6 protein-coding genes are annotated in these 11,998 nt (G+C 72.1%); all 6 read left to right on the top strand.

All coding sequences use genetic code 11. The features are described 5' to 3' along the window. Window positions 1-16: 16 nt before the first annotated feature. Window positions 17-1,384 (top strand): DUF1349 domain-containing protein, encoded by a 1,368-nt coding sequence (locus AMIS_RS25235; protein ID WP_014445242.1) that lies wholly within the window; start codon window positions 17-19, stop codon window positions 1,382-1,384. Window positions 1,385-1,614: 230 nt separating this feature from the next. Further along, window positions 1,615-3,519, top strand: a complete 1,905-nt coding sequence (locus tag AMIS_RS25230) for a zinc metalloprotease (RefSeq protein WP_014445241.1) — start codon at window positions 1,615-1,617, stop codon at window positions 3,517-3,519. 238 nt (window positions 3,520-3,757) lie between these two features. Continuing rightward, a complete protein-coding gene (locus AMIS_RS44265) occupies window positions 3,758-7,414 on the top strand; it encodes a collagen-like triple helix repeat-containing protein (RefSeq protein WP_014445240.1) in 3,657 nt (1,218 codons plus the stop codon). Then, complete coding sequence (locus AMIS_RS25220; protein ID WP_014445239.1) at window positions 7,411-10,221, top strand: FtsX-like permease family protein; 2,811 nt, start codon at window positions 7,411-7,413, stop codon at window positions 10,219-10,221. Before AMIS_RS44265 ends, AMIS_RS25220 begins: the two co-directional genes overlap by 4 nt. Continuing rightward, window positions 10,218-11,276, top strand: coding sequence for an ABC transporter ATP-binding protein (locus AMIS_RS25215; RefSeq protein ID WP_014445238.1), 1,059 nt, complete (start codon window positions 10,218-10,220; stop codon window positions 11,274-11,276). The genes AMIS_RS25220 and AMIS_RS25215 overlap by 4 nt, the downstream gene beginning before the upstream one ends. Then, window positions 11,273-11,968, top strand: coding sequence for an ABC transporter ATP-binding protein (locus tag AMIS_RS25210; protein WP_014445237.1), 696 nt, complete (start codon window positions 11,273-11,275; stop codon window positions 11,966-11,968). Before AMIS_RS25215 ends, AMIS_RS25210 begins: the two co-directional genes overlap by 4 nt. Window positions 11,969-11,998: the final 30 nt, after the last annotated feature.

Genomic DNA, 11,998 nt, shown 5'->3' with positions numbered 1-11,998 from the left:
GCGTAGAACCGACGGCATGAGAAAGAGGAGCATCGTCGCGCTAGCCGTCGCGGTCCTCGCCGTCGTCGTGCCGGGCCTGCTGCTCGCGGGCAGTCAGGGCCCCGCGGGCCGGGGCGATTCCGGCATCGAGGTCGCTGACCGGTTCTGGTTCCTGCATCGTGATCTCGGCCCGGAGGGAAGCCTCACGGTGCGGCTGACCGCGATGACCGGGACGATCACTTATCCACCTCCGGACCACGACGAGATCGTGTCCGGGCTGGTGCCCTGGGCCAAGGCCGGGATCATCGTGAAGGACGGCCTGCAGCGCGGGTCGCCGTATGCGGCCGTGATGATGACCGGTGATCACGGCGTCCGGTTCCAACACCACTACCGACACGACGTCGCCGGCAATCCCGGCGGCGTCTCCGAGCAGACCCCTCGCTGGCTGCGTCTGACCCGCTCGGGCGACACGGTGACGGGGTTCGAGTCGGCCGACGGCACCCATTGGCAGACGGTGGGGGTGGCACGGCTCGACGGGCTGCCGGAGACCGTTCAGATCGGGCTGTTCGCCACATCGCCCGGCGATCTCACCCTTCGCGAGGTCGCCCTGGGCGGCGCTGTGGAGGAGGTGCGATTCACCCAGGCGGTCGGCGTCTTCGACAACGTCAGCGCTGGCGGCCCGTGGCGGAGTGAGCCGATCGGCGAGATGAACAGAACCGACTGGGAGAAACGGCATCAGGCCTCCGGCGCGGTCGAGAAAGACGGCGTCATCACGGTCAGCGGCACCGGTGACATCGGTCCGCTCAGTGAGGAAGGCAGCCCCGCCACATCCGGCGCGGTGCTGGTCGGGCTGCCCATCGCGCTGATCATCGTGCTGGTCGTAGCTGCCGTGGAGATGCTCGCTTCGGGGGTGCGGACCCTGCTGACGATCGGCGCAGCGAGCTGGGTGACCGGGCTGATCGCCGTGGGTGTCGTCGTTCCGGTGCCGCGGGTGGCGCTGGGGGTGGGGGCGGCTCTGGCACTGTGCGCGGTCATGACCGCTCAGCTGCGCCAGCTGCTGCGGCGGCGGTGGGCGGCGGTTCTGGCCTCGTCGCTGCTGATCGTGCTGCCCTACGTCGTGACGTCGGTGCCGCTGTTGCCGGACCCGGTCGCGCAGTGGCTGTTGCGCGTCACTCCCGCTGCCGGGTTCGCAGCACGTCAGACGGCCGTGGAGTACCCGCAGGTGGTCGCGCACTATGCACCTTCCACCGGCTACTTCCCACTGTCCTGGTGGGCCGGGCTGCTGGTCCTCGCGGCGTACCCGGCTGTCCTGGCCTTGATGCTCCGCCGGCGCCCGGCACGCCGGCCGGTGGGCGCCGGTAAACCTCAATTCCACCGCGCTCCGAAACGCACAGCGGATGTGTGAGACCCCGCGACCGGCAGCCGGACGTGGTGGCGACCATCGCCATCCGTGACCCTTGACCCCACGAGGACGCCGGTTTCCGGCGCGGGCGGCGCTGCCGAGCGGCCGCGGGTACGCCCCGGTCCGCTCGGCACGTTGCCGCAACAAATTGACCATGATCGAATCCCGGGCGGTGATGCCCGGACTCCGCCGACCCCCTTCACATCGGTGGTGGTTGATGGCAGCGTGTCCACATGAGAAGGAGAAGCCCGTTCGTGATAGCTCTCGTCGCGGCTCTCGTAGCGGCATCGGCGGGACCCGCCGGCGCTCATGGGAAGCAGCCGAACCTGTCCTACCTGGACCCCGGCGGTCAGCCCCGTCTCGTCGAGAAGGTGCCGGTCAACGTCGTCTTCGTCGGCTACGAGCCGGCACAGGTCGCCAAGAGCGCCTTCCTGGGCGAGCTGGCGCCGTCCTACGAGCCGGTGGTGCGCTCGCGGCTTTCCTACGGGGTGACCGAAAAGCTGGGCATCACCTACAAGTACGACTACAAGGTCAGCTATGCAGATTCCTCGTACGAGAATCGGTTCTTCGGAAAGCTGAAGCAGCTCGCCAAACCCGCGCCGCTCACCGACTTCCAGGAGGCCTACAACGAGCAGGCCAACAACGTCCTGGACATCCCGGACAACACCGCGATCGATGCGCCGAGCGTGGAGAAGTGGCTCGCCTTCAACCCGCCGCGGGGCGTCGACACCAGGCGTAACACGGTCTTCTTCGTCAACTGGTACGGGCGCTCCGACTTCCAGCACCACGTCTACACGAAGACCGGCGAGCCGGACCCGGACACCGGCTACGACTTCGGCGCGAACCGTGACTCCCGCAAGATGATCGCGTGGGGTGGCACGACCGCCGACGACGAGGAGACCGGTCTCGGCGCGACCCGGCGGGTCTGGTTCCAAGACCTGTCGGCCGGCCCCGAGTCGTGGACCAGCAACTACGACGTCGACAACCCGGACCTCGACGGCGACGGCGTCGTCGACTACCGGATGCCGCCGACCTGGGAGTATGCGGCGAACGGCTTCCGTTCCCCGGCCGCGCTCGCCGGCGACCTCGGCAAGATCACCCGCTACGTGGCGCTGAACCTGCTGTTCACGTCCTCACCGCTCTACCCGGTGGAACTGCCCACGCCCGAGCCGCCGAAGTCGCTGAACCTGGACAGCAACACGTACGAGGGCTGGCCGGGCGTCGACGCCTCCGAGCAGTACGTGACGCCGAGCCTGCTGAAAGCCGAGCTGTCCGAGCTGCGCTGGCGAAACCGGTTGAGCTACGACTCGCAGGATCTGCCCTACGACGCGCGGGCCGAACAGTGCTACCTGGGCCTGCTCACCGACGAGACCTGCTATCCGGGCAGCGGATATCCGGCGTTCGCGAACCTCTACCTCTACAACCGGGAGAACCTGGACCGGGCGCTCGACGACGAGGGCAAGGTCGACTACGAGATCCCGATGTTCAACTACGCCGTCGGTGAGGGTGTCGGCGTGCCGGCGCTCGGGTTCGCCGACGACGACTATGTGACCGGCGACCAGAGTTACGTCTTCTCGTTCATCTCGCCGGAGGTGGTGGAGAGCGGCTACGGACTGACCACCACGCAGATCCACGAGGTCGGTCACCACCTGGGCATGAGTCACCCGCATGACGGCTACGACAGCGCGACGGGCGTCGACTACGGTCCCAGCGGTGAGTTCTTCTTCGTCAACGCCGGCGACGAGAACAACTCGATGATGAGCTACATCGACGTGAACTGGGACTTCAGCCAGTTCGATCGGGACAACAGCGACCGGTTCCTGACCGCCGCCTACTGGGAGGCCGCCAACCGGCTGGCTGCCACGGTTCCGGCGGGCAAGGGCACCACCGCGCTGCGCGCGGCCGACGGGCTGCTGGGCCTGGCGAAGAAGGCGTTCGCGGTCCACGAGTACCGGGCGGCCTACGCTCTCGCGGAGAAGGCCTACGGCACCGTGGCCTCGATTCCGGGCGCCGACCGGGCGTCGGTCGCGAGCACGCTGAAGGCTGAGGCGGATGAGGCGCGGCGCACCACCGAGCTGCACGAGCCGCACGAGTTCATCGACACGCTGGCACCGGACAGTCCGCGCAGCCAGCCTTAAGTAAGCCAGCCTTAAGTGAAGCCAGCTCTAAGTAAGCCAGCCACTTCAAACAGGTCAGCCCCACAGGTCAAGCCGGTCGCCCTGTAGCCGGCTGAATCGAGCTAGGAGGCACACAAAAGTCAGACAGCGGGCCGGTTGGGGCACACCGGCCCGCTTCCCATATGGCAAGATCCGTGCCCATGCTCCTCCCCGGTCACCCTGGGCCCTCCGCGGGTCGTTTCCTGCTGACGGGCAGCCCATGGCCCTGATCGTCCGGCGTGCCGCTGCGGCCAAAGGGCTTCTCGCGGCCGGCGCGGCGGTCATGTTCATCGCCGTGTTGCTGCTCGCCGGTTTGACTGCCTATGTCGGCGCGGCCGCCGAAACCGGCGTGCGAGCAGCGGTCGAGTCCGCCGCCCCGGCGGAGCGATCCGTGCTGATCCGGGGCGCTGCCGCCGAGGGGCGCGACGCGGCGGTGCGAGCCGCGTACGCGGACGGGCTTCCCGGATCCGTTGTCAGCGGCGCGCTTTACGGTTCCGGCTGGGCCGTCGACGATCCGGCGAACAGCGCTACGCCGGATGCGAACGGTGTGGTCTACGCGAGCGTGGTCACGCTCGGCGACCTGCCGGAGCACGCCACCCTGACGTCCGGCACCTGGCCGCCGGGATTCCCCGTCGGATCCGCCTCCGGCGGCGAGCCCGCGGACTCCGGCGGGGGACACACGGACTCCGGCGAGAAACCCACGGATCCCGGCTCCGAGCCCGCGGGCTCCGGCGGCACGCCCCAGCGCGCGGCGGCGCTCGCCGAGCCGGCCGCGCAGCTGCTCGGGCTCAAGGCCGGTGACACGCTCCGGCTCCTGGATCGGCGGAGCGACCGCGTCGTGCCGGTGACGATCTCCGGCCTGTGGCGGCCCCGGGACAGCGCCGATCCGTATTGGCTGCTGCTGCCCGACGTGAACTCCGGCCGGCTGCCGCAAACCGCCACCCACGGCCCGATCGTGGTCAGCGGGGCGGTGTTCGCGGACGTGTTCGCCGAGGGCGCCTCGGCCGGATGGGTGGTCCAGCCCGATCTGACCGGTGGCCGCCTCGTCGCCGGCGCGCCCCTCCCCGCCGGTGAGGCCCTCCCCGAGGACAGGGACGAGGACGAGGACAGGGCCGGGGACGAGGACAGGGCCGGGGACGAGGACAGGGCCGGGGACGAGGACAGGGCCGGGGACGAGGACAGGGCCGGGGACGAGGACAGGGCCGGGGACGCGGACGGGGCCGGGGAGGCGGACGGGGCCGGGGAGGCGGACGGGGGCGGGGCCGGGGACAGAGACGGAGACGGAGACGGGACGTCCGGGGCGAGCTTGGAGCACGTCGCGCGTACCGCTGATGATGCCGCCGCCGTGGGCGCGCGGCTGCCGGAAGTGTCCGGCCTGGGCTCGTCCGCCACCATCAGCACCGGTCTGGGGACGCTCTCCGAGCGCCTGGAACGAGCCGATCTGGTACGCCGGTCCGCGCTCGTCACCCCGGTGCTGCTGCTCGCGGTGCTGGGCGGGTACGCGCTCACCCTTGTCGCGCTGCTGCTCGGCGAGTCCCGCAAGGGCGAGACCGCGCTGCTGCGGGCACGTGGTGCTTCGCGGCGACAGCTGGCCCGGTACGCGGCGGTCGAGGCGATCGTGCTCGTGCTTCCGGCCGCGCTGCTGGCCCCGCCGCTCGCCGTTCTGCTGGTCGGCCGGATTCCGCTGCCCGGTGGTCTTCCGCTCGAACCGGCGCTGACCGGCTCGGTCTGGCTGATCGCGGTGCTCGGAGCGGTCGGCGGCGTCGTGGCGGTGACCGTGCCGGCGTTGCGGCGTGCCGGAACCTATGTGGCGGAGACGGCCGGTCGGTCGCGGTTGCCGATGTTCCGCCGGGCCGGGCTGGACCTGGTCGTGGTCGCCCTGGCGGTGCTCGGCTGGGTGCAGCTGCGTCAATACGCGTCGCCGACGGCCGCGGGCAGCGCTGGACCCGGCAGCGCTGGAGCCGGGAGCGCGGGTGCCGGCGGCTCGGGTCTGGGTGGCTCGGGTCTGGGTGGCTCGGGTCTGGGTGGCTCGGGTTTGGGTGGCTCGGGGATCGCCGGCATCGACCCGCTTCTCGCGGCGGCGCCCACGCTCGGTGTGTTGACCGGAGCGGTTCTCGCGGTACGCCTTCTGCCCCCGATCGCACGGTTCGCGGCCTCCCGGCTGAACCGTGGCGTGAGCCGGTCCCCGCTGCTCGGCACGTGGCAGGCCGGCCGCCGGGCACACGCCGGCCCGATGGTCATGCTCGCGCTCGCGGTCGCCGCCGCGACGGTGTCGTGGGCGCTGGCCGGCACCGCCGACGGCTCCCTGAACGATCAGGCGGAGCAGCAGGTGGGCGCCGACCTGCGGCTGGTGGAGGAGGCCGGCGGCGCCCCGGACGATCGTCTCGAGCAACTGACGGCGTTGCTCGGAGCGCAGCCCCACGCGCAACCGGAGTCGCCGCGGATCATTCCGGCCTGGCGGGAGTCCGTGGCGCTCACCGCGGGCCGGGAACCGGGTGAGCTGATCGCCCTCGACACGGCGAAGGCTGCCGGCGTGGTGCTCGCCCGCGATGACGCCACCGGCGGCGACCCCAGCGAGCTGCTGGCGAAACTCTCCGCCGAACGGCGATCTGAAATTCCGGAGAGATCCCTCGCCCCCGGCCAGATCATCACGAGAGGCGGCCCGCTCCGCACCGTCGCCGTGTTCAAGGACGGCCACCGCATCGACCTCGGCGTCAGCACCGACGGCGAACCCGTGACCGTCACCGCCACCGGCGACGGCCTGGCCGGTTTCCTGGTGGCCCCCGTGGGTGAACTCACCGAATCCTCACCCACCGACCCCAAACCCGAAGGCCGCCTCCGAAACTGGCGGATAACGGGCCAGCCGGGCCAGCCGGGCGAGACGGGCCAGACGGGCCAGCCGGGCGAGACGGGCCAGCCGGGCGAGACGGGCCAGCCGGGCGAGACGGGCCAGCCGGGCGAGACGGGCCAGCCGGGCGAGACGGGCACGGCCCGTGACGGCTGGCGGGTCACCGACCGCTCCGGCACCGGCGAGGACGCCGGCCCCGACGGCTCCGTGAGCTTCACCGGCCGCGCCGCGATCACCCCGCAACTCGTCCGCCAGCCGGTCCCGGTGGCTTTGACCGCGAGCGCCCTGTCCCAGCTCAACGCCAAGGCCGGCGACAACACTTTCCTCACGGTCAGCGGCGCCGGCGTACCGGTGAAGATCGTCGCGGTCATCGACCGGGTGCCGGGCACCGGCGGGGGACCGGCCATCCTCGCCGACCGCCCCGCGCTCGACGCCGCGCTCTTCACGAACTACGGCATCGCCCCGCGAACCTCGGAGTGGTGGGTTAGCAAAGGAGTAAGCAACTGGACCGGACAGTCCGGAATCGATCAGCTTTCCGGACTGCGGATCCTGGACCGCGGCGAGCTCGCGGCGGCCGCCGCCCGTGACCCCTTCGGCGCCGGATCGCGGGTGGCGCTCTTCCTCGCCGCGTTCGGTGCGGTCCTGCTCGCCGCCGCCGGTGTCGCCGTGGACGCACGGGCCACCGCGCGGCGCCGGTCCGGTGAGCTCGCCGTGCTGCACACGCTCGGCGCCGGTACGCGGCTGCTGGCCCGGTCCCTCGTGATCGAGCAGGCGTTCCTGGCCGGCGTCGGCGCGATCACCGGACTGCTGGTGGGCCTGCTTGTCGCCGGCGCGATGGCGCCACTGCTGGTGCTCACCCCGGCCGCGGTCCGCCCGGTGCCGGAACCGGTCCTCGAGGTCGGCTGGCTGCCCGCCGCCGGCAGCGTGATCCTGCTGGTCGCCATCGCGATGGGCCTCAGCGCCGGCACCGCGGCCTCGGCGACGCGCAGGCTGCCTGCGGCGCGATTGCGCTTGGGAGCAGATCGATGATCATGACGAGGGTACGGGCCTACGCCGCTCAACTGGGTCTCCTGGCGGCACTCGTCGCGCTCGCCGCGTTCCTCTCCACCGGTCCGGGCCGCCTGGCCAACGGCACCACGGACGAGGGCCTGCGCTCCGATATCGGCGCGCTGCTGTCCAGCTCACGGGACCTGACGTTCAGCCTGGACGGCAACCGGCTGCCCGGTGTCGATCTGCTGCGTGACGATCGCTCGGTGCGCCTGGACCAGATCCGCGACGGCCTGCCCGGACCGCTGCCCGGCCTGATCGAGGACAGCTGGTTCGTGGCCGAGGCCGGCCCGGTCGACGCGGCCGTCGCCGGGGTGTTCCTGAAGAGCTGCCCGACCCGGGTCGGCGTCCGCCGTCAGACCGGTTCGGATCAGGCCACCCGGATGGTGGAGGGCCGCCGCCCGAAGTCCGAGAACGTCTCCAGCTCCAGCAAAATGATCATCGAGGCGATCGTCGGCACCGTCGAGGCGAAGGCGCTCGGCCTGCGGGTCGGCGACACGGTCACCCTCATCGGCCGGTCCGGGAAGGCCACGGTACGCGTCGTCGGCCGGTACGAGCCGGTGGACGCCGCCGCGCCGTTCTGGGACGACATGCGGCTGGCCCGGGAGGCCTGCGACCGGGCCGACGAGGACACCCGCTACCGGGCCACCCTGCTGACCGACATGGTCGGCGTCGACCTGGCCGGCGCGCTGACCGGCGAGTACGAGGAACGCTGGCGGTACCGGCTGGACGCCGCGAAACTCACCGCCGACCAGGTGCCCGCGATGACCCTCGCGATCGGTGAGATCCGCCGCCATCCGCCGGAGCAGACCGCGGTGCGCAGCGCGGTGGACACTACGCTCGCCGAGTTCGAGAAACGGTTGCGGGCCGTGCAGGCGGTGCTGGCCGTGGTGCGGACCGGCATCCTCGCCACCGTGGCCGGGCTGATCCTGCTCGCCGCCCGGCTGGCCGCCGACCGCCGCCGCGCCGAGTACGCCCTGATCCGCGCCCGTGGCGGCGCGGTCCGCAGAATCGCCGGCCGAGTGATCGCCGAGACCGCGGTGGTGGTGCTGCCCGCGGCGCTCCTCGGCTGGCTGGCCGGGCTGCTCGTGCCCGGGCGGCCCGCCGTCGAGGAGCCGGCGCTTGTCGCCGGGTTCGCCCTGTTCGGCTTGCTGGCCCCGGCCGTCATCGCGGCCGCCGCCGCCCGCCGCCCCGACTTCACCGGCCACCGGGGTGACCTGGTCGCCGGGACCACCTCGCCCCGCCGGATCACCGCGGAACTGTTCGTGATCGGGCTCGCGGCCGGCGGGGCGTACCTGCTGCGGAGCCGGGGGATCGGTTCGGGCGCGTCCTCCCGCAGTGGCACGTCAGGGGCCGGTGGGGGAGTGGGCGTCGACCCGTACCTGATCGCGGTCCCCGTTCTTCTCGCCGTCGCCGCATCCCTGATCGCGCTGCGCCTCGTGCCGTTCCCGCTGCGCGTGGCGAGCCGGATCGCCGCCCGCGGGCGTGGCGCCCTGGCCTTCCTCGGGTTGGCCGGGGCGGGACGGTCCGGCGGTGGGAGTACCGCACTGCGCTCCTGGCCGCTCAGCGTCCTCGTGGTCGCGATCGCCACCGGGATCTTCACCGGGACGGTGGCCTCCACGGTCGGGAACGGCCGGGACCGGGCCACCGACGTCGCCGTCCCGGCGGACGCGATGGTGACCGGTTTCTCGTTCGCGGTGGAGACGCCGGAGCGGATCGCCGCCCTCGACGGGGTCACGGCCGCCGTCCCGATGCTGCTGGCCTCGGCGGCCGAGGTGCGCAGCGACGCCAGCCCGCTGATCAGCCAGGTGCAGGCGATGGTCGTGGACGCGTCGGTGCCCCAGTTCCGTGTTCCGGGTCGTGAGCTCCCCGCAGCCCTGACCGAAGCGAGCAAGACGGAAGCGAGCAAGACGGAAGCGAGCAAGACGGAATCGAGCAAGACGGAAGCAAGCAAGACGGACGTGGTCCCCGCCCTCGCCTCGCCGCGGCTCGCGCAGCGCATCGGGTCGTCCGGGCAGGTCGACATCCAGGGGCGCCGGTACGCGTTCCGGGTCGCCGCCGTCCGTGACACCGCGCCCGGGCTCGGCACCAGCGTGCGGGAGTTCCTGGTCCTGCCCAGCCAGGCCATGCCGATCCCGGACTTCCAGCCGCTCGTCCCGAACCGCATCCTGATCGACGGGAGCGGCTGGGACCCGGACGCCGTCCGTACCGTCGCCGACGAGGGCCAGCGGGCACAGACCCGGAAGGCCACCGGCGCCGACGTCGACCCCAGCGCTGTCGGGGGCACCGGGCTGGCCTATCCGGCGACCGTCACCACCCACGCCGGGTATCGGGCGAGCCTCGACGAGCAGGGCGTCGACGGGGTGCTGAGCTTCACGTTCACCGCCGGGGTGGTGGCCGCGGCCGCCCTCGCGCTGCTCGCGGTGGCGCTGATCGTGCTGGCCGGGGCGCCGGCCCGCGGGCAGACCCTGTCACGTCTGCGGACCCTGGGACTGTCCACCGGGCAGGGGCGCGGGCTGCTCGTGTTCGAACTCGTACCCCTGCTGGGTGTCGCCATCCTGGCCGGCGCCGCCATCGGCGCCGCGCTTCCCGCGCTGATCGCGCCCGCCCTCGGCCTCGACGACTTCACCGCCGGGGTGCCCGCGGAGATCAGCACCGACCCGTTCCTCGTCGCCGGGGTGCTGGCGGTCACGGTTCTCGCCGTGACCGCCGCGCTGGTGGTCGAGGACGCCGCCAACCGCCGCCTGCGCCTCGGCACGGTGCTGCGGCTCGGAGAGGACCAGCCGTGAGTGACCCAGCTGTCAGTGATGGAGCCGTAGAGCTTGGTGGGCGCGGCAGTGCTCAGAGCGACCTCGCGGAGCTGGAACTGCGGGCCGCCGCGAAGGCCGCCGCCCGGGCCGGTGGTGAGGACCGGCTCAGCGGGCACATCGTCTGTGACGGCCTGGTCCGGATCTTCCGTACCGAAGGGGTCGAGGTGGTGGCCCTGCAGGGGCTGGACCTGGTCGTCGACCGGGGTGAGCTGCTCGCCGTCGTGGGGGCCTCCGGTTCCGGCAAGTCCACGATGCTGAACATCCTCTCCGGCCTGGACGAGCCGACCGCCGGCGTGGCGAAGGTGGCCGGCTACGACCTGCTCGGCATGTCCGCCCGCAAGCGCCTCGAATACCGCCGCACGATCGTCGGGTTCGTCTGGCAGCAGACGGCGCGGAACCTGCTGCCCTATCTGAGCGCCCGGGAGAACGTGGAGCTGCCGGCCCGGCTGGCGAGCGGCCGCCGCCTGCGCGCAAAGAACAAGGCTGGTGAGCGGACCATGGAGCTGCTCGACATGGTGGGGCTCGCCGACAAGGCGGGTCGCCGGCCCGGGGAGATGAGCGGTGGCGAGCAGCAGCGGTGCGCGGTGGCGGTGGCGCTTGCCAACGATCCGGAAGTGCTCTTCGCCGACGAACCCACCGGCGAACTCGACGAGGCCACCGCCGACGAGGTGTTCGGGGCGCTGCGCACCGTCAACGCCGAGCTGGGCGTCACCGTCGTCGTGGTGACGCACGACATGACGGTGGCCGGCCAGGTGCGGCGAGCCGTCGCTATTCGCGACGGAAAAACCGCTTCCGAGGTACGGAGATCGGCCCGTATCGCCTCGGACGGGACCGAGGAGCACGTCAGTGAGGAATACGCGGTCCTCGACCGGGCGGGGCGTCTGCAGCTGCCGGCGGCGTTCGTGGAGGCGCTCAGTCTGCGGGATCGGGTGCGCCTGAACCTGGAGCAGGACCACGTGGAGGTCCGTCCGGGCAGTGATGCTCGTCCGGGCAGTGATGCTCGTCCGGCCGGTGGTGGGGGGAGTGCGCGGTGACCGCGGTTGTTGGTGACGCCGGTGGCTCGGTTGTCGAGGTTTCCGGGCTGGGGCGGGACTACGGCTCGGGTGATCGGGTCGTGCACGCGCTCACCGACGTCTCGTTCTCGGTCGCCAAGGGGGAGCTGGTCGCGGTTCGCGGGCGGTCCGGGGCCGGCAAGACGACCCTGCTCAACCTGATCGGCGGGCTGGACCGGCCGGACCGGGGGACGATCACGGTGGCCGACCGTGCCGTGACCGGGGCCGGCGAACCGGAACTGCTGGAGCTGCGCCGCGACGTGATCGGGTTCGTCTTCCAGTCGTTCGGGCTGATCCCGATCCTGACCGCCGCCGAGAACGTCAGCATCCCGATGCGCCTGTCCCGCCGCAAACCCGCCGAACGCGACGAACGGGTCGCCGTGCTGCTGGAGCTCGTCGGGCTCGGCGGGCAGGCGGCGCAGCGGCCCGGCGAGCTCTCCGGCGGTCAGCAGCAGCGGGTCGCCGTGGCGCGGGCCCTCGCGAACGACCCGGACCTGCTGATCGCCGACGAGCCGACCGGGCAGCTCGACTCGGACACCGGGCGCTCGATCATGGACCTGTTGCGCGCCGTGGTCGACGCCCGTGGCATGACCGCCCTGGTCGCTACGCACGATCCGGCCCTGATCGACCGCGCCGACCGGGTGATCACGCTGCGGGACGGTCGTCTCGCGTGAGCCGGTTCGGGGCCTCTCCGGGGTGACGGC

Origin of the sequence: Actinoplanes missouriensis 431, assembly GCF_000284295.1 — a bacterium.
GTDB classification, from domain to species: domain Bacteria; phylum Actinomycetota; class Actinomycetes; order Mycobacteriales; family Micromonosporaceae; genus Actinoplanes; species Actinoplanes missouriensis.
The sequence above is the reverse complement of the archived record's forward strand: the minus strand, read 5'-3'. Positions and strand labels throughout refer to the sequence as shown.